This is a genomic window from Gilliamella sp. X-57, from assembly GCF_057063565.1.
In genome coordinates, this window is record NZ_JBXSQI010000003.1 from 112,662 (window position 1) to 136,370 (window position 23,709).

Below are 23,709 nucleotides of genomic sequence, written 5' to 3' on the forward strand. Positions count from 1 at the left end.
TAGTGAACTTTTATGAACGTTCATTTAATACAGCCTTGAAGCTCCTTTCAAAATACGGCATGGAATACTCAGTATTAAGAAAGGGTAAGGTATCGATTGTTAACGGTAAAGAAGTTATTACCGAAAATCAAACCTTTACAACAATTGGCATAAAAACCAATTATAACCCAATTGAGATTGACGGAACAGTTATTCAGTCTGGAGATATTCAGATGGTTTTTTCTGCTGATGTTGAGCTGAAAATCAACGATATTGTAATCATTGACGGTGAAAAATATCTGATTAAACAGCCTAATCCCGTAAAACCTGCTGATGTTCTTATGTGCTACAAAACACAGTTAAGGAAAGCGTAAATGTCAAATAGCCAAAACTTTCTATCGTCTATCAATGCGTTTGTAGATAAAGCGAAAGCAAAAAATGAGCTTGTAGTTAAAAAGGCTAGTATCGAAATATTGCAAGACATTATCAGAATGTCACCAGTTGGACAGCCTGAATTATGGCAAGGTTATGCACCCAAAGGCTATGTCGGTGGACGTTTTCGTGGCAACTGGCAAGTTACCTTTAATGTGCCTGCATCTGTTGAACTAGATAGAATTGATCCATCAGGAATGGACACGTTAAAAGATGGTATCGAGCAGATTGGGCGGTATACAAATGGTGTTCAGTCAATCTACTTTACTAACAACCTACCTTATAGTGTGAGATTAGAGTTTGGACACTCTAAACAAGCGCCTAACGGTATTGTCAGGGTCGCCGCGCTAAACGCTCAAGCTCATTTCGACAACGCCACAAAAGGAGGTTAATAATTGATTTCGACAATTTCAGAATTGCTAGAATCGCATTTAGATATCATTGCCAACCAGCTAGGTTTACCAATCATTTATGAAAACATTGAAGCAACACCCAATGACGAAATATACTTGAAATCCAACATATTGCCAGCAATCACAACCAGCTTTGATTTGGGCGGTAATTCACGGATTTACAAAGGAGTTTATCAAGTTAGCGTAGTAGCTCCAATTAACACTGGTAAATCACACTCTCAGCAGATATCAGAAGCGATTATTACGCATTTCAAACTCAATACAGAGTTAACCAAAGATAATTTTTCACTTTACATCAACTCAATACCTAGTGTTTATCCTGCTATCACGGATAAAACTACTTACACCATACCAATTAGCATGAATTACCGTGCTGATACGTTAATTTAATTAAATTAGGAGTTTACTATGGGTTTTGCATTACCTAACGGCGCACGGGTTTACGTGCAAAAATCAAAGGGCGAGGCTTTAGCATTTGAAACTATTACAAACGCCAAAGAAGCGGTCGTCACATTGAAAGCGAATCACGGACTTGTGGTTGGCGATGAGGTTCTAATTACTTCGGGCTGGTCAAGGCTTGATTACGTTGTGGCCAAAATTACTCGTGTTAATGCTGCAGAAGCGACACTGGGCAACATTAACACAAGCGATGTAAATATGTTTCCTGCTGATGAGGGTGCTGGAACGGTTACTAAAATCACAGCTTGGGAACGTTTACCACAAATTAAAGAAGTTTCAACCGAGGGAGGAGAGCAACAATATGTTCAAATTCAATTCCTCGAAGATGACAAAGAAAAGCAATTGCCGACCATTAAATCGGCAAAAAGTAAAAGTTACACCATTGCTCATGATAGTTCTTTACCGGCTTATCCAGTGCTTCAAGAGTTGGACCAAACTAATGATGTGGTAGCAATGAAAATGTATATACCGAAAGCAAAAGAAACTCGCTACGACGCTGTACGAGTGTCATTTGACCCAACACCTGAGACGGCTATCAACGAGATCGAAACCGTAAAAATCAACACAACCGTTGAATCACCAGCAATCACATTTTATAAAGATAAATAAGGGTAAACTAAATGGCAAAATTTAAATTAGTCGCAGAACCAACGTTTAAATGTAATGTTTTAATTCCTCGTGCAGGTCAAGAAGACGGGCAAATTGAACTCACTTTTAAACATTACTCAGCAGATAAGCTCGCTAAACTTGAAGATGAAGTTAAAGATAAACAAATTATCGATCTTGTAATGAAAATCGTTCAAGGCTGGAGTTTGGATGAAGAATTTAATCAAGAAAACATGCAAATCTTATTAAATAACTATCCTGCTGCTTGGCGCGCGATAACCGATACATATTATAAAGAAATGTTAGGTCAACGCGAAAAAAACTAATTGAACTTGCCATTGCTCTATATACCCCTGAGCCGTCAAAGGATGAACTGGCGGCATTCGGTCTAACCGAAGATGATTACGCTGATGAGTATGTAGAAATATGGCAAGAAAATTTAGGTGCTTTTAAGCTATTTAAAGCAATGTCCACCCAGTGGCGTACAAGCATGGGTGGCGTTACAGGGCTTGATTACAATTGCTTACCATGGGTTATGAAAGTTAACAACATAGCTGAAAACGAGACTATTTTTAACGATATTCAAATCATGGAAAGCGAAGCCCTGAAATTAATGCACAAATCAAAATAATTGTTAGTTTAAAGGGTAACATTTGAAAAATCACCCATCAGTCATCAACAACAGTCAAACCACCTTCGGGTGGTTTTTTTATGCTCATTATTCAGCAAATCAATAACAAATTTAACGCTCACATGAATAGCTCGACGGAGTAAAAGCATGAAGCTGCCTACCTTCAGTGAATTGTTTTCATGTAAGCTTTTATTAAAAAGGTAAAAGGAGTGATTAATGAATAATTTAAAAAAAATAGAAGTCCCATTTTGCAATACAATAATCCAAGCTATTGAGCATAACGGACAGCTTTATGTTTCAATGCGCCCCATTTGTAAGAATATCGGCTTACAGTGGGGATCTCAGTATAACCGCATCATGCGTGACGAAGTAATGAAAACCTCCGTCTTCATAATGAAGACGCAGCTAGATGGCGACATACAAAATCGTGATATTGTGTATTTACCCTTATCAATGCTAAATGGTTGGTTGTTTGGTGTTAGTACTAAGAAAATCAAACCAGAGTTAAAAGACAAGCTAATTAAATATAAGCGTGAATGTTACGACGTGCTTTATCAATATTGGACTAAAGAGCGATTCGAATTCATGAAAGAGATAAATAAACTGCTTTTTGAGTTCCATTACGAAAAAGAGGGGGCAAGTCAAGCAGGCAGAATATTATCAAACTGGAAACGAATTAAGCCTCGCATTGAAAATAAACTTCATTCATTAATGAATCAATCCCAATTACAGCTAACAGTATAACCGCCTTGTGCGGTTTTTTATTGCTCTTAGTTAATAAATTTCATACTATTACCAAAAAACTAAGGAGAATGGTATGAAAAGAGCTTTACAGGCTTGCGTTATTATTTTTTTTATAATAATTATTATGGTGGTTATTGCTGTTTATAATCATGTTTCCAACAGAATCACAGATGAAGAAATGCTATATTACAAATCTTCTGAATTCTGCTCATCTCTACTACAGCGAAATTTGAAATCACCAGAGTCTTATCAAGAGCAGGAAGTTTTTGTAATTCCCGAGAAAGCTTCTGAAGATGAGTTAAAAGAATTTGTTTCCCAAAAAAATATCAAGTTGTATCAATTAGAATATGAACGAGGAAACTTAAGTTTATACAACTTTAATATACTTATAAAGTATGGCGCCAAAAAATCTTTTGATTTACGGAATAATGCGCTATGTGAATTTAGAGCTTTTAACATCAAGAATCGGGGATTCTTATCTCCAAACTTAGAAGCCATAACCGCCGGTTATGAGCGATATACTAAGGGCGAGATGCTTTTATTGTTTCCTGGTTCTATAAATACATCAGGATTAAATAAATTTAGCTTTTGGGAAAAGTTAAATTATTTATTTAATAAAAAGAACTTTTCAATTGCAGAATAGCAATTTAATCAAACCCTCTTAGAGGGTTTTTTATTATCTAAAATAAGGTATCCATATGAAAGTTTTTTCCATAGTTTTTCATGATAAAAATGGCGTAATACTCGCTACAGATCGGCATGAAGATTGTTGGATAAGGTTATTTGGGGAGTATTATGGTCGCTTAACCAAGATTAGAGACCATAATGAATTTATTAAGGCTGGAAGCATGATGAAATTAGTCGAATTACGTCAGGAGTCCGAGATAGACCCAAGTCTAATAGTTTCAATACCAAGTGTTTTGTGGCGTCTACAGGAAGCTCTTTCAACTTACCAAGATATGTCTTTTTCTCAGTCTCAGTTAATGAAGATTGCTTGATAATATCTTCCAGTTTTTCTAATGTTTCATTGTGAATTTTAATAGTTGTAACATTAAGTATTGAAGATAGACCGCCATCATCACGGATAAAATCTATGCCTTTTGTTGTTATTATTAAAGCCGAATCGTTAACATGATATCCATCAGATGTTTGATAAATAGAGTTTTCAGATATTAATCTATGATCAATTAGATATTTAAGATTGGCAATAATATTATTATCATCCCCAAATTTATTTAAAATGAACATGCACTTTTCTTCTTCTAAAGAGTAGGGAAATACATCATATAATGATGTTAGCAATTCATTTTGTATTTCTCTTGGAAATTTGTCCATCATGATTCCTATATAGGTTAGGGGTTATTTTTTAGTTTGATTTTTTTGTAATTCTTCTTGGGCAAGATGGTTGGGTATAACCACTCTAAATATATAAGTTTGAATATCCATATTAAGCTTATTAGCTTGCTCCATCATTAAATCGTATTTTTCTTTTGGTAAATTTAAGTAGACACCAATTTCTTCTTTTCCTTTATCTCCATCAGATAAATCTGTTTCTTCTCCGTATGCCAACCAAGAAAAAGGTACGCCTAAATGATTCGCTAGTTTTGAAATTATATTTGCTCTTGGTTTATTTTTACCTGCTTCATACCTAGATATTTGGGCAGCAGCAATACCAGTTCGTTTGGATAAGTCTTCTTGAGAATATTCAAGTTGAGCTCTTCTTTGTATTAATCGTTTTGCAAAAGTGTCATTATTTATCATAAATAGTATTGAAATGTATTGACATGGTTAATTATTAGAATTAGTATACTATACATTCCATGACACTTTAAGACATTTTATTATTAATTATGAAAACAAGAAAAAGTATATCTTTAATTAGAGATCATGTTGGACTAGATAAAAAATTAAAATCTAAATTATCTATATCTAAAAATGGTTGTCATGAATGGAATGGAGCTAAAAATTATGATGGCTATGGAATGATTTGGTTTGAAGGATATTCTTGGGCTACTCATAGAGTTGCTTATGAATTAGCTTATGGTGCTATACCTCAAAATAGCAAAAATTTTTGGGTATTGCACACGTGTGATAATCCGTCGTGCTGTAATCCTGAACATTTATATGTTGGTTCTCCGTCTGACAACGCAAAAGATTGTGCTGAAAGATGTAGAAAAAGTGTAGGTTGGCGTTTGTGGGCTAGTCAAGATCCTAATTTTGACCCAAAGAGAAAAGTAGGGACAGTTTATTATGAATACAGAAACGAAATAAAAACTTTACATGAATGGGCTGAACTTTTTGGTATCAATGCGAGAACTTTAGATCAGCGATTTGCAGCAGGATGGAGAGAGGAAGATATTCCTACACCAGCTAATAAATATAAAAGACATTTATCAACAGACTGTACTACTCACTATAGAAGGTTTTCAGGTATAGCAGAAGTAAATCAATATTTAGCAAATAAGGAGAAAAAATTGAAAGAAAATAAAGTACCAGTATCAGCTAGAATTCCCGATTGGATGAAATCTATTCTTGAGAATTCAGCTATTAAAAATGATAGAAATTTTAGTTTAGAACTAATTAACAGAATAAAGCTGTCATTAACAGAGGAGGAAAAGAAAATTGCAGGTATCTAATAAAGCAAAAACCCCAAGTGCAGCAACACTTGAGGTTCAATCATTAATCCCACAGCAAAGAGGAATCAAATCTATGAAAAATGATATAACTTTAGTTAATAAAAGTCAATTGACAATGTCTAGCCGTGAGATAGCGGATTTAGTTGAATCTAGGCATGACAAAGTTAAGCAATCTATCGAACGTCTTGCTAAACGTGGTGTTATTGATATTCCCCCAATGGGGGAATACCTAGATTCACTGGGTAGAAAGGCAAGTGAATATAAATTAGTAAAAAGAGATTCTTATATTGTTGTTGCTCAATTATGTCCTGAGTTTACAGCTAAATTAGTTGATCGCTGGCAAGAACTAGAAGAAGCAATAGCTTGGTCAACAGACAGAAAGCCAACAGTTTTACCAAAACACATTGGCTTAGCTGAATATAGAAAAGCCAGAGCAATATCAATGGCAACTAAATCAGCAGAAGTTATTTGTAATCGATTTGATAATCTCAGCAAACCGTCTCAGCAAGTTATCTTTGCAAAAATGGTTAATAGTTCCGTTAATGAAGAATTAATCCCACTCCCGATTTTAGAAAACAAAACATTTTCAGCTAGTGAGGTGGGTGATTTACTCGGCGTATCCTCAAATAAAATTGGTCGTATAGCTAATAAGCTCAACTTAAAAACAGAAGACTACGGAATTTTCGTACTCGATAAGTCACGTTCTTCTGATAAACAAGTTGAAACTTTCAGATATAACGAAAAAGCAATAGATGTAATCAAAAATCATCTTATTAATAAAGAAATCGCTTAACCAATTAACAACAAATTATAAGCCCCCAAAGAGGGGCAATTACGAGGATATAGCATGTCAAATCAATTAATGTTTAATGATTCACCAGTACAATTAGTCAATCATAATAATCAAATTTGGATTACATCAGCAGAACTGGCTAAGGCTTTACAATATTCAAATAGTAAAGCTGTAACAATGATTTATAATAAGTATTCTGATGAATTTACATCTTGTATGTCTCAGGTACTCGAAATAAGTACCTCAGGAAATTACATTAAAAAGGTACGAATTTTCTCACTTAGAGGTTGTCACTTAGTGGCTATGTTTTCTAGAACGCCAATCGCAAAAGAATTTAGACAATGGGTTCTTGATATTTTGGATAAAGAAACACATCAGAGAGCTTTCTCCCCAACCATAGCTCATATACCGCATCAAGGGCGTTGGGTAGTTCGATATATTGAAGACAAAATAGAAGTTAAAAATATTGATGGTAAAGTTTGCATTGATAATACGTTGTTTCTTCAACTTCAAAAAGATTCAATTTATTATCGAAATAAATTGATTGAGTTGAATGATAAGTTAAAACAATTTACTACACTAACAAATAATTTCATGGAAAGAACAAAAATCACAAGTGGTGAGTGTAGCGCATCACTTTTTTCAGTGCCGCTTAAATTGATTTAAAACCTTAGAGACTACAACCCTTTTTTTAATCGCTTTTATAATCCATTGAAAAATATAGATTAATTTCAGTGCTAGAAAAAAGGGTTATTTTCGAAAAAATGGTTAAATTTTAGTTAAAACAAAAGGCTATGTTTGATATAATCTGTTTACCGCTGCATAAGCGGTTTAGAAAACAAAGGAATCAAAAATAATAGAAGCCCCCAAAGTTCACCGCTGCGTAAGCGGTTTAGAAATTGTCTTTTTCTGCTTCAAGTTCTTCAACACGGTTCACCGCCGATTGGGCATAACCTAATGTAATTGCGTTCACCGCCGAGTAGGCGGTTTTTTATTGCGCTTAGTTAATAAATTTCATACTATTAGTCAAAATTATTTACAGGAGAATGGTATGAAAAAGACTTTACTGGCAGGTTTAATTGGGTTTGCTTTGGTCGGGTGTGTGAGTGATATTAAGTATAATTATGTGCCAGAGGTTACTCAAAAAAGCTATCCTGATCTTAATGTAGTTACGACTACGTATATAGGTGATGATATGGTTCGCCAAGGCAACGTTAAAACAATGGATGTAATTTCGTTTCCAGTAGCAACTCAAGTTAATAATTATTGGTACTCTTATATCATTGATGCGGGTGATTATCCTAAGCTAGGTGAAGATAAAAAATATTTATTTTTTGCGGCAAGAAGTGTAAACGGGAATTCTATTGTGAAAAGTTTCAATGTTCCTGCGGCTCCGATAGGTATGAGGGTTAGTAAAGATTCGTCTAAAAATGAAGTGTGTATATCTTTTGCAACAGGGACTGATTTTTGTGAGAATCATAAACAGTTTACTTATAAAAAGGTTAGTGTGACGAGTCAGGATGGATTCCAGCAAACACTGATTTATAACGGTAAGGTTGGTAATAAAATTAATATAGGATATCGAGAATTTAATAACGATATGGCACGCCCTGCTTTTTCTAATAATGCTGAGTATGATTTATCGCGTTCTACGGTGATAAGATATAAAGGTGCTGTTATTGAGGTTTTGCAAGCCACGAATCAACATATAAAATATAAAGTTATTAGCAATTTTAATACTCCTCACTAGGAAAATAGCACTTAAACATCAACCCGCTTAGGCGGGTTTTTTAATATCTGGAGAAAATTATGGCAGAAGAAATCACATCACTAAAGCTTAAGATTGATGTGCAAAGCGTCGATGAAGCGAATAAAAAACTAGATGATTTTAGTAAAAAGGCGGAGGGTGCGGCGTCTGCTACTGATGAGTTCGAAAACTCACAACAAATTATCAAAAGTTCATTATCTCGAACGGCTAAAGAGGTTGACGAAGTTCATCGACGTATTGCTGAATATCGTAAAAACCTTACAGCAAATACAAACTCAGCGAAAAAATTTGCTGAATCTAGCGATAGATTATATGTTGGTTTTCGAAATCAAATTGACAGCTTAAAAGATGTTAATACTGCCTCAAAAGAGCTTGCAAGAGTTAGAAAAATGCTTGCAAAAACTTATAAAAACGGTCGAATAGATATCCACAATTATAGCCAATTACTCTCAGATATCGCAATCAAGCAAAAAGAAGTAACGACTGCTGAAAACATTGCAAGCAAAGCGCGAACTGATTTTTTAAATAAATTAAAAGCGCAGGTTGCTACTCAGAATCTATCAAAAGAGCAATTATTGCGATATCAAGCTGCGCAACTCGGGGTTAGCTCATCTGCTGATGTTTATATTAGAAAACTAACGCAAGCAACGAAAGAAACCCAAAAATTAGGCACAGCGTCTTTAGCTACTAAGCACCAGTTAGCTACAATGACGACACAGATGATGCGAGGAAATTTCACAGGTCTACAAACTTCTAGTATGTCTATGATCATGAAAAATGGCATAGGCAATACTTTTAGCACGCTGTTAACCTCGTTGAATCCCGTTAACATCGGTATTTCAGCAATGGTCGGATTGCTCGGTAGCATGATACCGAAGCTTTTTGAGACTGAAAGTGCTACAGATAAATTAGCAGCGGCGCAAGATCGTTTAAATAGGGTGCTGAATACAGATAAAAAAACTGGTTTTACTTTCTTGTCTGACGATATGATGCAGTTACTTAAGAAAAATAGGCCGTTAGTTGAAGGGTTGTTAAAATCAAGCGAAAGAGATGTAAAAAAAACTATTTCAGGAATTAAGGCTCAGCTTCAAGACGGATTTAAAGATGCTGAAGTAGGGTGGAAAGAAAAGCTTAAGAGGCTCGGGCGTAGCGGCACTTCGGATTTAGATGCAGTTCTTGATTCTATTCAACAGCTCACTAAAGGCGGACAGGATTTAAGTGCAGCGTTTAAAAATGTTAATGATGAAGCTTTGGAATCGGCATCTGGCATTAGAAGTAAAGTTTCTAGTTATGCAGAATATTTCGATATAACAGAAGAGCAAGCTCAAGATTTGCTTGTTGATTTATCTAACATTAAAGCTGAGACCGATTCAATTAAAGCATCAGAAAAGATTAATGACTTAATTAATAAACTTGGAAATTTATATAAAACCTCAGACAATGGTAATGACAAATTTCAAGGCCTAATTAATGGATTAATTGAAATTGCAAATAAAGCGAGCGACGCCTCATTAAAGTTACAGCTTTTAAAAGCAATAAGTGGGAATGCAGATAAAGCAACAGATCCAACAAAAAGCCCGTTCTACCAATACTCACAAATGATTATGACGCGTAGCGAGCGTGCAAAAGCTGAAATTGAGGAGATGAACAGAAAGGCTGATGAAGCTAACAAAATATATAAGAAAGGGCAAGATGGTTATGTAACTGATGACATGAGGAAAAAAGCAGCAGCACAGATTAGAGCCAGCAACGCCGAAAAAACGAGCTCAGCAACTAACCTTTTGCGCACATCACAGCAGCAAGAAATCAGCTTAAAAAGTCAGCTTCAAGCACTTCGGGAACAGAGCTTGACGGTTAACACAATCACATCGGAGCGCAAAAAGTACTTTGATTTACAAGCCCAGATTCAAACGCTAGAAAGCACAGGCAATAAATCAAGAATGTCAGCGCACGAAAAATATGTACTTGCGCATAAGGATGCTTTACTTGCTCAGTTTGCTAAAAATGCAGCTATTAGTGAAGAAATTGCACAATACGAAACAGCGACTAAAGCGCTTCAAAAAATGCAAGAGTACACAACAAACTTATCTGCAAAATCTCAAGCTAGTCAAGCTACTTTTGGTATGACATCAAAAAATGCGAATCGCTACAATGAAATGTCAGAGCTTGACGCTCAGCGTGATATAGCTTTAAAAGGTACGACAAATCCGAATGAAATAGCAAAAATCACCGAGGAATACAACAAGGCAAAACAAGCGCTACAACAAAGTTGGCAACAAGAAGACATCAATCAAACTGATTGGTTCGCAGGGCTAAAAGTGGGTATTAATGAATTTTCAGATGCTTCACAGAACATGTTTGATGCGTTTCGTGATTTAGGACAACAAACCATGAGTTCTGTTAGCCACTCATTAACTGAATTTGTTACGACTGGGAAAATGAGCTTTAAAAGCCTTACTAAGTCAATTCTCACCAACATTATCGAAATTATTAATAAGTTGCTAGTTGCTCAAGCAATACAGTCATCAATGAAATGGTTTGGAATGGCTAGCGCTGGTGCTGGTGCAGCAACGGGAGGGCTACAGCAAGCTTATAACGGTGGATTGATTCGAGGTTACGCAACTGGTGGGGATGTTGGATATAGCATTAAATCGTGTGGCTTCACAGGACGAGGCAACAAGTATGAACCAGCAGGCATTGTTCACAAGGGCGAATTCGTATTCACTAAAGAAGCAACAAAACGCCTTGGCGTTGGCAATCTTTACGCATTAATGAACGACGCTCAAAGAGGATACGCAAGTGGTGGCGCAGTGAATCTAGGTCATGCCTCACCAATTGCTTTTACTCGTAAGTCTAATAAATCATCAAGTGCTATAAATGTTAATACTAATGTGACGTTAAACATGGAATCTAATAGTGAATCAGGGGCGACTAACTCAAGCATTGATGCAAATTCTATTGAAAGTCAAGCTGCTGCAATAATTGATCGGCGCGTAAATGAAACGATAAAAAAACTTGTTTCGCCGGGCGGTGATTTATATAACCTGATGCGTGCAAGATAGGTATTAGGAGGAGGAAATGACAATAGATGTTTTTAAATGGAAAACAATGGGCAATCCGAAACATACAGATTCGTCAAATATTAACGAAGCTGGATTTGGTGACGGTTATTCGCAAATTTGGGTGTCAGGAATTAATAGTGTCAGCGAATCGTGGGACTTAACCTATACAGGATGCATCAATGAAATAAAAGAAGTTCGTGATTTTTTAAACTCACACATCATAAAGTCGTTTAAGTGGAAAAATCCGTACGGCGAAGAAAAATTGTATCGAGTTGTGAATAAATCTATCGAATCCGAATTTGTTGGCGGCAGAGTTGTTTCATTATCATTCAAATTTATTCAAGCTTATTCACCTTGATTAAAAATCGGTTAGGAAATGCATTGATTTTATTAAAGTTTTTTCTGGCGTTTTTGGTGGTAATCTCAACAACCCTTTTTTTAATCGCTTTTTTAATTTATTGAAAAATATAGATTAATTTCAGTGCTAGAAAAAAGGGTTATTTTCGAAAAAATGGTTAAATTTTAGTTAAAACAAAAGGCTATGTTTGATATAATCTGTTTACCGCTGCATAAGCGGTTTAGAAAGTCAAATCTTTAACAACGCTCAAAATCAAATGGTTCACCGCCGAGTAGGCGGTTTTGAAAAACTTCGTGTAATTATTGTCATGAAAAACTGGTGATCAATCAAATGCAGAACAAGCTTTTAATGCATTGATTAATAATAACTTTATTATAACCATATAAATGCTTTAAATTTAAAAACGTTATTTATTAATAAGTTAATTTTAGATCAAATATTATTAGATCCTAACCCGCTTCGGCGGGTTTTTTATTAAAAATCTAGCAGTTCAGGCTTGATTTGTAGCGCTTCGGCAATTTTAACCCGTGTTACATTTCTTAGCTTTTGGCTTTTTTCATATTGAGAATAAGCTGATTGACTAATACCTATTTTATTCGCAACTTCAACTTGAGATAATTTTAAATACTCACGCCATGCTTGTGCTGGAGAATAGTTATTATCAAAAACCATGTTAACAACTTCGCTTGGTACGCCCGTTTCAATATCGATTGTTTTATTCATTATTATTTTTATGATTAACCTCAATATAAGCATTATATAAGTTTTAGTAAAAATATAAATAATTAGAATTGATAACCATAGTTGACATTCTAACAGTGTAAGATATAATAGTTTTAAATTAAAACAGGAATAAAGCATGATTACTGTAAGTTATACACCGCAAATGGAAAAATGGTTGAAGTCGCTTAAAGATAAAACTGCAGCAGCTAAAATTAAAGTTCGAATTCGTCGCATGCAAGAAGGTAATTTTGGTGATGTTAAGCCTGTAGGCAGCGGTGTATCAGAAATGCGTATTCACTGTGGAAAAGGGTATAGGGTTTATTTTGTTAACCGCAATAATGAAATTGTTATTTTATTGTGTGGCGGTGACAAGGATACACAACAAACAGATATTAAAATTGCTAAAGAATTAGCAAATAAATGGGGTTAATTATGACTACAAAACTAAAAACTTTTGATGTGGTTGATTTTTTAAATACTGATGAAGAAATGCAAGAATATTTAAATGCCGCAATAGAAGAAGGAGACCCTAAATTTTTATTTATTGCGCTTGGTGATATAGCTAGAGCTAAAAACATCAGTCAGCTTTCACGTGATACAGGTATAAGCCGTGAGGGTATTTATAAAGCGTTATCAGGTGAGGGGAACCCCACTTTTAATACAATCTTTAAAATTGTTCAAGCATTAGGTTTGCAAATGCAGTTTTCCTCACAAAAACATGCTGATTGTTGTTAACTGAGTATGGAAAATCTAATGTAGATATACAAAATAAAATCAAACCTAAAGCTCGCAATTGCGGGCTTTTTTTATGTCTGGAGAAACTATGCCAATAACACAAGACTTACAAGCCCTTGAGGGTAATCAGCTTATACAACTAATAGAGGTGGATGGCACAAAATTTGGTCTTGATGAAGTGCTGAGATTTCACGCTCATAATATTTCGCCTGATGGGTGGGCGTCATTTGCCGCTGAGAATTTACCATCAATAAAATGGCAAGGTAAAGAATATTTACCGTATCCATATGAATTAAAAGACATTGAATTAAGTAGCACTGGCTCACAGCCAACACCAAGATTATCGGTTGGCAATATAGATGGTAGAGTAACTCGGCTTTGTATTGATTATGATGATTTGGTCCAAGCAAAAGTTAAAATCCACACGACAATGGCCAAATATCTTGATGCGGATAATTGGCTTAATGGAAATCCTGCCGCTGACCCTACTCAAGAGCGAGTTCAGTTATTTTTTATCAATAACAAACGAGAAGAAACAAAAGCGACCGTTGAGTTTGAATTATGCTCACCTTTTGACATACAAAACCTTAAATTACCAACACGACAAATAACAACAGTTTGTACTTGGTGTATGCGTGGTTGGTATAGAAGTGGGACGGGATGTGACTATGTAGGCAATAAGTATTTCACTAAAGATGGCATAGAGACGGACGATCCTGCTAAAGATCAATGCGGTGGCTTATTAAAGGATTGCAAAGCTCGCCATGGCAATAATCCGCTTCCTTTTGGTGGTTTCCCTGCGGCAAATTTACAAGGTAAATGATATGAGACAAAAATTATTAGATGCAATAAAAAAACATGTTGATAGTGAATATCCTAACGAGGCGTGCGGTTTGATTGTGGATACGGGTAAAACTCAAAAATATATACCTTGTAAAAACATATCAGACAAGCCCAAGGAGCATTTTTTAATCTCACCTGATGAGCAACTAGAAGCCGAGAAACAGGGCGAGATCATTATGATTATTCATTCTCACCCTGATGTAGTATCGCTTGTCCCGTCGGAATTTGACCGTATTCAATGCGATTATTCGGGTGTTGAATGGGGAATTATGTCTGTCCCTGACGGTGATTTTTGCACAATATCACCGCGTGTAAATCGGGATTATACAGGGCGTCAATGGTTGTTGGGGTATGCTGATTGTTGGGCGCTTATTATGGATTACTATAAACGAGAGTATAACATTAGCCTAAAGAACTATTCTGTTACTCGCGAATGGTGGGAGAGTGGAGATGAAAATATTTATGATGACAATTGGCAATCAGAGGGGTTTATTGAGGTGGACCTCAAGGATATGAAGATTGGCGACATAATCATGATGCGAATTGGTGCTCAGGTTACAAACCATGCCGCTATCTATGTAGGTGACAATCTTATTCTTCATCATCTTTATGGCCAATTATCATCAAGAACACCATACGGTAAATATTTTAGAGATAGAACTGTTCGAATAGTACGACACAAGGAGTTATTTAATGCTGAGTAATGTAACGTTTAAAGGCGCAATGGCTAAGCAATTTGGCAAGAATCATCAATACGATGTGCAAGATATTAAAGAAGTGTTAAGAGCGTTATGCGCAACGATAAAAGGCTTTGAAAAATACATGAGTTCAGCGCATATGAAAGGTGTCAAATTTGCTTTTTTTGTTGACGGCAAAAACATTGGTATTGATGAGTTTGATATTAATGCAAGTGGTAAAAATTACATGATCATGCCTGTAGCTCAAGGCTCTAAAAGTGGCGGAATGCTACAAATTATTATTGGTGCTATTGCGTTAGTGGCTGCATTTTTTACGGCAGGTGCGTCACTGGCGGCGTGGGGAGCAGCGATGGCTGCCACAACGGTTACTGCAACATCGATTTTAACAGGAATCGGTATTAGCATGATGCTTGGTGGGGTTGTTCAATTACTCACACCTCAACCGAAATTTAATGCGGGCGGTTCATCTAGCGCAGAAAACAAGCCCAATTATGGATTTGGTGCTCCAGTTAATACCAATGCGGTGGGTTATCCTGTGGCTATTTTGCTAGGTGAGCGTGAAATTGGTGGTGCGGTAATTAACGCTGGTATTTATTCAGAAGATCAACAATAGGTGAATTATGCATTTGATAGAAGGTCAAAAAGGCGGAGGTAAAAAACCGCACAAGCCATATGAGCAACCAGACAACTTACTTTCAACGGCTAAGCTTAAAGCATTGATTGCATTGAGTGAGGGTGAGATTCACGGCGATATTACCGAACAAAATATTTATATTGATAACACCCCGTTAGCTAACGCTGATGGTTCACGTAATTTTAATGGTGTTACTTGGGAGTTTCGTAATGGATCACAAACTCAAGACTATATTAAGGGTATACCTGAGATAAGTAATGAACTGCGGGCAAATTATATAGTAAAGGCCAATAAACCTTGGGTTCGCTCATTTTCTAATTTAGATTTAGATGCAATTAGAATTAAGTTGAGTTTGCCGACTCATGTTGAATATAAAGAAAATGGCGATATGGTTGGTACAGTCACAAAGTATGCAATTGATCTATCAGTGGATGGCAGTGCTTTTGAAACGGTTGTGAATGCGGAATTTAATGGTAAGACTACATCTGAATATCAAAGAGATCATCGCATAAATCTGCCAAGTGCGGTAAATGGTTGGGCTATTCGAGTAAGACGATTAACGCCAGATTCTAACTCTAATAGTAAATTAATTAACGCATTTGCTGTATCTTCTTACGCAGAAGTGATTGATAGCAAGTTACGCTACCCTAATACCGCTTTGCTTTATATTGAGTTGGATGCTAGTCAATTTAACGGAGCCGTGCCCAAGATCAGTTGTAAGCTAAAGGGAAAACTTGTTCAAGTTCCAGATAATTACGATCCAGTTAGCCGAACATATTCAGGAGTTTGGCAAGGTGGCTTTAAAATGGCTTACACGAATAATCCTGCGTGGCTTGCTTATTATTTAATGCGTGATGAGATAGCAGGCATGGGATTACGGATTGATTCTACTATGCTAGACAAATGGTCTATCTATCAACTAGGGCAATACTGCGATCAAATGGTTTCGGATGGGAAAGGAGGCAAAGAACCACGTTTTGCTTGTAATGAATATATACAAAGCCAAGAGGATGCTTACACAGTACTTAAAGATTTGGTGGCATCATTTCGTGGGATAATTTTTTGGGGTAACGACCAGATTTGTTTAACGGCTGACATGCCACAAGATGAGCCTGATTTTATCTATCATCCATCAAATGTTATTGGTGATTTTGCTTATTCAGGTGGTTCATATAAAAATCGGTACACCTCATGCTTAGTTGCTTATTCTGATCCCAATAACCATTATTGTGATGATGTAGAAGCGGTTTGGGACCAAGATTTAATGCGTCGATACGATGTTAATGTAATGAAATTAACAGCTATCGGCTGTACATCACAAGCAGAAGCCCAAAGGAGGGGACGCTGGGCATTACTTTCCAATGCGAAAGATGAAGTGATAACCTTTACTGTTGGCTTGGATGGTTATATTCCTATGCCTGCGCGAATTATTGGTGTAGCCGATCCGTCCCGTTCAGGTAAAGAAAACGGCGGGCGAATTCATGCAGTTTCTGGGCGAAAAATAACCCTAGATAGGGCTGTTGATTATGGTGCAGGCGATCGACTAGTAATTAACTTGCCAGATGGTACAGCTCAAAGCAGAACAATCAAAACAATCAGTACCGATAAAAAAACGATTACGGTTTCAGCTAACTATAAAATTGAACCTGCGGCTGGTGCGGTTTGGTGTATAGATAGTGATAATATTGCAATTCAATATTTTAGAGTGACATCAATATCGGCAACTGAAAAAGGTCAGTTTACAATAACGGCTATTCAGCACGATCCTGATAAATTCAAATATATTGATGAGGGTATACGGATTGAGTCAAAACCTATTACCGTTACTCCACCAAGTTCAATTTCTACTCCAAAAAATATTGTTATTTCCGAAAGTAGCTACATCTCTCAAGGATTGTCAATTGCCTCTTTAAATGCAACATGGGATACGGTGGAGGGAGCAACAAACTACGTTGCACAATGGCGAAAAGACAATTCAGCTTGGATTAATGTTGGTCGTACAAACGGCACAAATTTTACTGTTGAGGGGGTTTATTCAGGTGTCTATGAAGTTCGTGTAAGAGCTGCTAATGCAATAGACGTATCTTCACCTTGGGCATACTCACAAGCGACTTCAATTAAAGGTAAGGTTGGTAAACCAGACAAACCAATTGGGTTTACGGCTAGTGATGATGTTGTTTTTGGTATTGATTTAAAGTGGTCGTTTCCTGACGGTAGCGGTGACACAAGTCATACTGAAATCCAATACTCTACTAATGATAATGAAGAAAAGGCGCTATTGTTAAGTAATGTTACATATCCGAGTTGTAGTTATTCGCAAACAGGATTATCAATTGGCCAAGTGTTTTTCTATCGTGCTCGATTGGTTGATAAGATCGGAAACGTTAGTGATTGGACAGAATGGGTTAGAGGTATTTCTAGTACAAATACCAACGATTTAACTGACCATATTTTTGATGAAATCAAAGAAACCGATGCTTGGAACTCTCTTATTGATTCAGTTGATAATGCGGCGATTAGTTCAATAGAAAACGCAAAGGCGATCATTGAAAATGCGTTAGCTAATGATACCGAAACACGCCGTCGCAGAGTTGAAAATGGTAGCTTATCGGCTGAAATCAAAGAAACCAATTCTGTTTTATTAACTGAAAAAGAGGCGACGGCAATCGCTTTGAAGGAACTCCGCTCTAACTATGGAAATGTTAGTAGTAATTTATCAGAACTAAAACAAACGACCGCAGAACAAAATGCTGCCACAGCCAAATCAATTGAAGCTATTAATACTAAAGTTGGAGATGTTACAACATCTATTTCAGATGTTAGTGAAACCGTGAATAATCTCAATGGAAAAATCTCAGCTCATCGCACAATGAAAGTAGAAGTGGATGACAAAGGTCAACAGTATGTCGCTGGTATGACAATGGGGGTTGAAAATACCGAAACCGGTATGCAATCTAATGTCATATTTCTTGCTGATAAATTTATGATTATGAATCAAGCTAATGGCACACCAGTACCAGCGTTTATCATTAAAGACGGCAATGCCATCATGAACGGAGCCATTATTGGTAAAGCTTCATTAAATTTTGCAACAATTTCGGATACGATTCAATCTGAAAACTATGTTCCGGGAAAATCTGGATGGCGGTTATTTAAGGATGGCAATTTTGAGATAAATAGCTCATTTCTTGGAGGCGGAAGAATTGAATTAAACGGTAGTGGATTAGCTGTCTTTGATGAAAGAAATGTACTGAGAGTAAAACTAGGTAAATTGTGAGGTAAAAGTGTCAAGTTACGGCTTAAAGATTTTTAGTACTGATGGACCTGATATTATATTAGATTCATCTCACACTATGTGTTGTATTTTAGGGATATGTAGTGTTGAACAGCGCCAAACAGGCATTTATGTTCCCGATGGATATCAGTATCATGTGCATTTAACAAACGGCTCTGGTTATAATGTTGACTTTGAGATGGATGAAGACGGTACCAATATTTGGGTTTGTGGCGCATTTGATTCACGTAGTTATCTAGACAATAATCGACAAGTTATTTTAGTAAATGGCCCAAACGCATGGGGGTATGGTGGTGGTAGCGGTAGTGGGTATAACCAACTATGTATAATAATTGGTTATCCGATGCATAATCCTGTTTCGGGAATAGGGATTTCATTTACGGGTCAAAATAATTTTTTTTCCATTAATCAAGCGTCATTATGCGCACCTGTAGTATTTAAGGGGGATATTACAATATCAGCCAAAGATGGCTGGCGACCAAGCAATATTAATCCGTATCTAAACTTCAACAATTGTGCAGTCTTTGTTTATAGCGACAAACAGAATCATTCAATCGGAATCGGATTTAATTATGATTTTTATGAACATGCTTTGTTTGCTCACAATAAAGATGGTATAAGACTAAATCATGATATTTCCATAAAAGTAGTTGTTTTTGCAAAACAAAAAATAACAAACACACTGTCAAAATACGGGATGAGGATTTATAATTCATATGGGGAAACAGTATGTGATTCAACATCAGGGCTTTTAATTAATCCACAGCTATACAGCTTTGGAGCTGTTAGCCATGGTGAATTCGTCAGTATACCTAATATTAGACGCCCCATGTTCATTCCGACATCAATTGGCGGTTATGCGAGTTTCGATAAATACAGTGGCATCACTAAGCAAGTTGGCTTTGCTTCAAATGGATTTAGCCTAGCGCCATCTTATATAAATCACGAAAATTATGAATGGACCCACCCATTTAATGGAAAATTTACTTCAAACTTTCCATTAATGATTTTAGACGCTGAAAATTATTTTAAATTTTAAAAATGGAGCAATGATGAAAAAAATAATATTACTATTCATGTTGTTATTTTCTAGCAATTCGTATTCTGAAAATTTAAATTGCAATGCAATTTATAAAGAAAAAACGTTAAGGGGAGCAGTAAAAAGTTTTGAAATTAGTAAGGTTAGAAAAATCAATGACAATCACTATGATTTAAAACTCAAGTTAACTGGCTCTATACGACAAAAATTGGATAATTTTCCGACTGAGAACACTCACACATTAATTGATATCAAATGTGCAAGCGCCGAAAAACAAAAGCAATTAAAAGCATTGTTTAAATTATAATTCAATTTGTTCAATAAAACCGCTCATGTAGCGGTTTTTTTATATTTAAAATTTGAGGAAAATTATGTCTTGGTACAAAACAGGTGCGGTAAACGTAACCAATAATAGCAAAACAGTAACTGGAATTAATACAAAATGGACTAATCCATTAATCGGTATTTGCTCCGGTCAAATGTTGATACTACAAACATCAAATACAATAGAAATTTATGAGATTGCATCAGTTCAGTCAGATACACAGCTAACACTAGCAAAGGAGTATAGTGGAGCAAGTAAAACAGGTGTTAAGTACGAAATACCGACATCACCCAAGGTTTCCATTGAAGCTTTAGCATTACGAGTATCAGAAATGCTGAATTATTATCAAATCCAACTGGACGCTTGGCAAACTTTATTAACAGGTGATGGAGAGGTAACATTAACAGCGCCAGACGGACAAGTTGTCACTATAAAATCTCAATATTCAATACAAAAAGAGTTAATAAAACTGGTTGAACAAGGTAAAGGTTTTGCACAATCAGCAAGCGAATCAGCAACAATTGCAACTAATGCTAACTCATCAGCTAAATCATATTCAGATTCAGCAAAATCATATGCAGATAGTGCGAGTTCATCAGCTACAGCGTCGCGTAACTCAGCTCAACAATCTAGTAATAGTGCGAATGCGGCTAAAGTGTCGGAAGGCAATGCTAAAACATCTGAAATGAACGCCGCCAAGTCGGCAGATGATGCTAAAAATTGGGCGTCTACTATCGATAATTCAAATTTTATCAAAAAAACGGGTGAAGAAAGCCAGTCGATTTCCGGTTCATTAATCGTACATAACGTTATTATCAAAGACATGATTGGCGACCAGCGCTTAATGCCGTTCAGACGTGGCGAACTACCATTCGGGTGGTATTTCAGAAATGGAGATAACTTTCTTTTAGATTCACCGCAGGGGCAAGCTTTAAATAGTTTGTCAGCTAATTATAAATCCGATTACTGGATAACAATCAAAACAATTAACGGTAAACAATACATTAATGTACCAATAGCGTTTGCGCCCGACGGTCGCGGTTATTTTGAGCGTGCGGTTAATGGTATAAGTAGACAGGTGGGCAGTCCAGAAGATGATGCTATACGCGATATCTGGGGACATTTCGATACCGGCGTTGTAGATCATCATTCTAATTACTCTCGTGGCGCGTTTTCTGGTTCAAATGCAATTTACCCAGAAAATGGTGCGTTTGAACAAAAAAAGGACTGGCCAGCGTTCGGTTACGATTTTCGCGCTTCAAATGTAGTGCCTACCGCATCAGAAAATAGACCAATCAATATCGGTATGACACCGGCGATATATCTAGGAGTTTAATATGATTAATTATTATTTTGATAACACAAATGAACTAAAGCCATTTACACATGAGCTGGAGGCAAATAATGATACATTACCGCCAGACAATGCATTACGCATACCTCCCGAATTCAAAAACGGTTGTTGGCCGTGTGAGAAAAATGGCGCATGGTTTTTAGTTGAGGACCATCGGGAAAAAACGGTATATAACATTGATACGAAAGAATCAAGTGTTGTTGATTATCTTGGTAAAATTAAAAACGGTTTTACTCTGTTAGAGCCGTTTGAATTTTGCAAATGGGACGGCAAAAAATGGGTTTTAGATGAAGATGCCAAAAATGAACATCTCATCAAAAATAACCAAGCATTAAAAAATTCATTAATCAACGAGGCCAACGAAAAAATAGCCGTGCTTCAAGATATTATTGATTTAGATATGCAAGAAGTTGACGAAGAAGCACAACTAAAAGCGTGGAAAAAATACCGCATTTTAGTAACTCGTGTTGATGCGTCAGATGTTAATGCTGTGTTCCCTAAAAAACCATAATAGTATCATCGTATAATACTCTCAATCTTCAACCAACAATACTCAACAGCGTCATGTAGCATCACAAAATCGGCGATATCGTATAGCGTTTTTGCTGTTTGATAGAACACGTAATTGTGATCTTCTTCGCTGTTGATAATGTAGCACTCGCCAGTAATTTCGTGTTCAAAGTCTTCGGGTGTCATGCGTATGTAAATCGGTATGTGGTATTTAATTGTTATCATGATGAGTAAGGTTAGAATTTTTTGGGTATTTTATATTGATTGTTTTTTAATGTGAAATTTTCACTAAAAAATGTTATAATATCACCACTTAATAAGTTATAACTCAAAAAATTACTTGGCGGTATTTTTTGCGGTATATTTATCTTTATTTAAAAATAAATAAATACAAATCAATTAGTTGGTTTGTTTCTTCGAATCCTGTAGGGGACGCCATTAAAATATAAGAAGATCAATTAGTTACAACTGCTAAGGTCAAAGATTGATTGCCTTTATTTTTATTTTGTGACCAAATTGTGACTGCATTTGAAAAATGGCTTAAATGCTCAACGTTTAAATGCGCGTATTTTTTACCATCTCCAACGTTTCCCAACCACCCCATTCTTGCAGTGTAAAAAGAGGTGTTCCGCTTTGAACGTGCCAGCTCGCCCGTGTGTGGCGTAGATCGTGAAAATGGAAATCATCAATATTGCAAATTTTCGTAGCATGATTAAAAGCTCGTCGATCAATATCTTTTAATGGGTTATTATTTGCACTTACAAAAATATACTTGCTATTGATAAGTCTTCTGTTTTTTAAAAGCTCAATAGCTTCATTATTTAATAATGATGCTCTTGCCTTACCGTTTTTTGCAATATCATTACTTACTATTGCTATTTTGTTTTGAAAATCTATCTTATCCCATGTCATAGATAAAATTTCAGTTCGCCTTGCACCTGTTAATAATGCAAATAAACAAACGTCTCTCAACCAATTAATTGATATCTTTTTCAGCAATGTTTGAGCTTGCTGTTTTGTGATCCATCTAACCCTAACATTTGGCTCTTTTTGTTTTCCAACATACGGCATAGAGCTGATCCAGTTGTTTTTATGATCTAGACTAAGCGCTCCCAATATCGTTTTACGATATTTGTTTATTGCAGCTGGTACTCATCTGTTACTATTACATAGTTGTTTTTCATTGCGTGAGCAATTAAGAATGCATCAGCTTTATCCATATTAGCAAAGTCAGTTTTTGCTTTTTCCTTTATTTTCTGGTTTTGAGTCCAGTTCATTAATATTCCGTAACAATTTATTGAAGACATCTCATCTTCAATAAATGAATCTGGAACTGTATTTTTTATCCAGTCACTTATTTCATTATTTTTAAATAAAAGCTCTTTTTTAACGGCATTTATGCTATAAACAATTTTTTTGTTATATAATTTTTATAAAAAATCCCAAAGCGGTTAGCTATATTTTATTTAGAACAATTATCTTTTACGTCTAAATATCCTATGTTCAACCATTGTGCCAACAATTCTTATTTGTTGGTTTAATGTGCTCATTGTTGTGTAATCGGGATTAAGAGGGATAAGCTCAAATTGCATTCTTTCATGCTCATCATATCCCAACTCTCGGTATTTTTTAAAAGTGGCTTCTGATTCACCGTTCATAGCGACCACAAATT

At 35.9% G+C, this 23,709-nt stretch carries 30 protein-coding genes and 1 pseudogene; 24 read left to right on the forward strand and 7 right to left on the reverse strand.

Annotated features, from left to right (window positions below):
* Positions 1-2 precede the first annotated feature (2 nt).
* The 8 genes from ACYIAL_RS02715 to ACYIAL_RS02750 all read left to right on the forward strand — a co-directional run bounded on the left by ACYIAL_RS02715 (position 3) and on the right by ACYIAL_RS02750 (position 3,907).
* Entirely contained in the window at positions 3-353 is a 351-nt protein-coding gene (locus ACYIAL_RS02715; RefSeq protein ID WP_483750900.1) for a hypothetical protein, read from the forward strand.
* On the forward strand, positions 354-803 hold the full coding sequence (locus ACYIAL_RS02720; RefSeq protein WP_483750901.1) for an HK97 gp10 family phage protein: 450 nt from the start codon (positions 354-356) through the stop codon (positions 801-803).
* A 3-nt stretch (positions 804-806) separates the two neighbouring features.
* Positions 807-1,214, forward strand: a complete 408-nt coding sequence (locus ACYIAL_RS02725) for a phage tail terminator-like protein (RefSeq protein WP_483750902.1) — start codon at positions 807-809, stop codon at positions 1,212-1,214.
* Positions 1,215-1,232: 18 nt separating this feature from the next.
* The gene (locus ACYIAL_RS02730) at positions 1,233-1,892 is read left to right on the forward strand and encodes a phage tail protein (RefSeq protein WP_483750903.1); all 660 of its coding nucleotides are present in this window, start codon (positions 1,233-1,235) and stop codon (positions 1,890-1,892) included.
* Positions 1,893-1,903: 11 nt separating this feature from the next.
* Positions 1,904-2,215: a phage tail assembly chaperone gene (locus ACYIAL_RS02735; protein WP_483750904.1), complete on the forward strand. Its 312-nt coding sequence runs from the start codon at positions 1,904-1,906 to the stop codon at positions 2,213-2,215.
* Between the two features lie 47 nt (positions 2,216-2,262).
* Positions 2,263-2,520, forward strand: a complete 258-nt coding sequence (locus ACYIAL_RS02740) for a DUF1799 domain-containing protein (RefSeq protein ID WP_082259660.1) — start codon at positions 2,263-2,265, stop codon at positions 2,518-2,520.
* Positions 2,521-2,736: 216 nt separating this feature from the next.
* Positions 2,737-3,264 carry a phage antirepressor N-terminal domain-containing protein gene (locus ACYIAL_RS02745; RefSeq protein WP_160412926.1) on the forward strand — a complete coding sequence of 176 codons (528 nt, stop codon included), beginning with the start codon at positions 2,737-2,739 and terminating at the stop codon, positions 3,262-3,264.
* Between the two features lie 73 nt (positions 3,265-3,337).
* Positions 3,338-3,907: a hypothetical protein gene (locus tag ACYIAL_RS02750; RefSeq protein ID WP_483750905.1), complete on the forward strand. Its 570-nt coding sequence runs from the start codon at positions 3,338-3,340 to the stop codon at positions 3,905-3,907.
* Between the two features lie 191 nt (positions 3,908-4,098).
* Here ACYIAL_RS02750 and ACYIAL_RS02755 read toward each other — a convergent pair whose 3' ends face one another.
* Together ACYIAL_RS02755 and ACYIAL_RS02760 are read right to left on the reverse strand one after the other, a co-directional pair.
* Complete coding sequence (locus ACYIAL_RS02755) at positions 4,099-4,599, reverse strand: hypothetical protein (RefSeq protein ID WP_483750906.1); 501 nt, start codon at positions 4,597-4,599, stop codon at positions 4,099-4,101.
* A 24-nt stretch (positions 4,600-4,623) separates the two neighbouring features.
* Complete coding sequence (locus tag ACYIAL_RS02760) at positions 4,624-5,025, reverse strand: helix-turn-helix domain-containing protein (protein WP_483559360.1); 402 nt, start codon at positions 5,023-5,025, stop codon at positions 4,624-4,626.
* Positions 5,026-5,114: 89 nt separating this feature from the next.
* Between ACYIAL_RS02760 and ACYIAL_RS02765 the strand changes: the two genes are divergently transcribed.
* The 6 genes from ACYIAL_RS02765 to ACYIAL_RS02790 all read left to right on the forward strand — a co-directional run bounded on the left by ACYIAL_RS02765 (position 5,115) and on the right by ACYIAL_RS02790 (position 11,881).
* Positions 5,115-5,900: an HNH endonuclease signature motif containing protein gene (locus tag ACYIAL_RS02765; protein ID WP_051634129.1), complete on the forward strand. Its 786-nt coding sequence runs from the start codon at positions 5,115-5,117 to the stop codon at positions 5,898-5,900.
* 73 nt (positions 5,901-5,973) lie between these two features.
* On the forward strand, positions 5,974-6,693 hold the full coding sequence (locus tag ACYIAL_RS02770) for a Rha family transcriptional regulator (protein ID WP_483750907.1): 720 nt from the start codon (positions 5,974-5,976) through the stop codon (positions 6,691-6,693).
* A 54-nt stretch (positions 6,694-6,747) separates the two neighbouring features.
* Complete coding sequence (locus tag ACYIAL_RS02775) at positions 6,748-7,359, forward strand: BRO-N domain-containing protein (RefSeq protein ID WP_483750908.1); 612 nt, start codon at positions 6,748-6,750, stop codon at positions 7,357-7,359.
* 385 nt (positions 7,360-7,744) lie between these two features.
* The gene (locus tag ACYIAL_RS02780) at positions 7,745-8,443 is read left to right on the forward strand and encodes a hypothetical protein (RefSeq protein ID WP_483750909.1); all 699 of its coding nucleotides are present in this window, start codon (positions 7,745-7,747) and stop codon (positions 8,441-8,443) included.
* 59 nt (positions 8,444-8,502) lie between these two features.
* Positions 8,503-11,523 (forward strand): phage tail tape measure protein, encoded by a 3,021-nt coding sequence (locus ACYIAL_RS02785; protein ID WP_483750910.1) that lies wholly within the window; start codon positions 8,503-8,505, stop codon positions 11,521-11,523.
* Between the two features lie 16 nt (positions 11,524-11,539).
* A complete protein-coding gene (locus ACYIAL_RS02790) occupies positions 11,540-11,881 on the forward strand; it encodes a phage tail protein (protein ID WP_483750911.1) in 342 nt (113 codons plus the stop codon).
* A 474-nt stretch (positions 11,882-12,355) separates the two neighbouring features.
* On the opposite strand, the gene ACYIAL_RS02795 is transcribed toward ACYIAL_RS02790, so the two are convergent.
* Positions 12,356-12,604: a helix-turn-helix domain-containing protein gene (locus ACYIAL_RS02795; protein WP_483750912.1), complete on the reverse strand. Its 249-nt coding sequence runs from the start codon at positions 12,602-12,604 to the stop codon at positions 12,356-12,358.
* 136 nt (positions 12,605-12,740) lie between these two features.
* Here ACYIAL_RS02795 and ACYIAL_RS02800 point away from each other — a divergent pair, with 136 nt between their 5' ends.
* The 10 genes from ACYIAL_RS02800 (at position 12,741) to ACYIAL_RS02845 (ending at position 22,038) form a co-directional block, all read left to right on the forward strand.
* A complete protein-coding gene (locus tag ACYIAL_RS02800) occupies positions 12,741-13,034 on the forward strand; it encodes a type II toxin-antitoxin system RelE/ParE family toxin (protein WP_065561130.1) in 294 nt (97 codons plus the stop codon).
* Between the two features lie 2 nt (positions 13,035-13,036).
* Complete coding sequence (locus ACYIAL_RS02805; RefSeq protein WP_065561131.1) at positions 13,037-13,339, forward strand: addiction module antidote protein; 303 nt, start codon at positions 13,037-13,039, stop codon at positions 13,337-13,339.
* An 88-nt stretch (positions 13,340-13,427) separates the two neighbouring features.
* Positions 13,428-14,162 carry a phage minor tail protein L gene (locus tag ACYIAL_RS02810; RefSeq protein ID WP_483750924.1) on the forward strand — a complete coding sequence of 245 codons (735 nt, stop codon included), beginning with the start codon at positions 13,428-13,430 and terminating at the stop codon, positions 14,160-14,162.
* A gap of 1 nt (position 14,163) precedes the next feature.
* Positions 14,164-14,886 carry a C40 family peptidase gene (locus ACYIAL_RS02815; RefSeq protein WP_483750913.1) on the forward strand — a complete coding sequence of 241 codons (723 nt, stop codon included), beginning with the start codon at positions 14,164-14,166 and terminating at the stop codon, positions 14,884-14,886.
* Positions 14,876-15,493 carry a tail assembly protein gene (locus ACYIAL_RS02820; RefSeq protein ID WP_065590004.1) on the forward strand — a complete coding sequence of 206 codons (618 nt, stop codon included), beginning with the start codon at positions 14,876-14,878 and terminating at the stop codon, positions 15,491-15,493. The genes ACYIAL_RS02815 and ACYIAL_RS02820 overlap by 11 nt, the downstream gene beginning before the upstream one ends.
* A 7-nt stretch (positions 15,494-15,500) precedes the next feature.
* Positions 15,501-18,791, forward strand: coding sequence for a TipJ family phage tail tip protein (locus tag ACYIAL_RS02825; protein WP_483750914.1), 3,291 nt, complete (start codon positions 15,501-15,503; stop codon positions 18,789-18,791).
* 7 nt (positions 18,792-18,798) lie between these two features.
* Positions 18,799-19,848, forward strand: a complete 1,050-nt coding sequence (locus tag ACYIAL_RS02830) for a hypothetical protein (RefSeq protein ID WP_483750915.1) — start codon at positions 18,799-18,801, stop codon at positions 19,846-19,848.
* A gap of 13 nt (positions 19,849-19,861) precedes the next feature.
* Positions 19,862-20,155 carry a hypothetical protein gene (locus ACYIAL_RS02835; protein WP_483750916.1) on the forward strand — a complete coding sequence of 98 codons (294 nt, stop codon included), beginning with the start codon at positions 19,862-19,864 and terminating at the stop codon, positions 20,153-20,155.
* 64 nt (positions 20,156-20,219) lie between these two features.
* On the forward strand, positions 20,220-21,509 hold the full coding sequence (locus ACYIAL_RS02840) for a hypothetical protein (protein WP_483750917.1): 1,290 nt from the start codon (positions 20,220-20,222) through the stop codon (positions 21,507-21,509).
* 1 nt (position 21,510) lies between these two features.
* Entirely contained in the window at positions 21,511-22,038 is a 528-nt protein-coding gene (locus ACYIAL_RS02845) for a tail fiber assembly protein (protein ID WP_483750918.1), read from the forward strand.
* 5 nt (positions 22,039-22,043) lie between these two features.
* Here ACYIAL_RS02845 and ACYIAL_RS02850 read toward each other — a convergent pair whose 3' ends face one another.
* From ACYIAL_RS02850 to ACYIAL_RS02865, 4 genes and pseudogenes are all read right to left on the reverse strand, one after another.
* Positions 22,044-22,262 (reverse strand): hypothetical protein, encoded by a 219-nt coding sequence (locus tag ACYIAL_RS02850; protein ID WP_483750919.1) that lies wholly within the window; start codon positions 22,260-22,262, stop codon positions 22,044-22,046.
* Positions 22,263-22,491: 229 nt separating this feature from the next.
* Positions 22,492-23,174 (reverse strand): annotated as a pseudogene (locus ACYIAL_RS02855) (site-specific integrase); the annotation flags it as partial.
* Positions 23,174-23,449 carry a DUF4411 family protein gene (locus ACYIAL_RS02860; protein WP_483750925.1) on the reverse strand — a complete coding sequence of 92 codons (276 nt, stop codon included), beginning with the start codon at positions 23,447-23,449 and terminating at the stop codon, positions 23,174-23,176. The pseudogene ACYIAL_RS02855 and the gene ACYIAL_RS02860, both read right to left, overlap by 1 nt.
* A gap of 63 nt (positions 23,450-23,512) precedes the next feature.
* The coding region (locus ACYIAL_RS02865; protein WP_483747617.1) for a LexA family protein at positions 23,513-23,709 on the reverse strand (197 nt) is incomplete at its 5' end.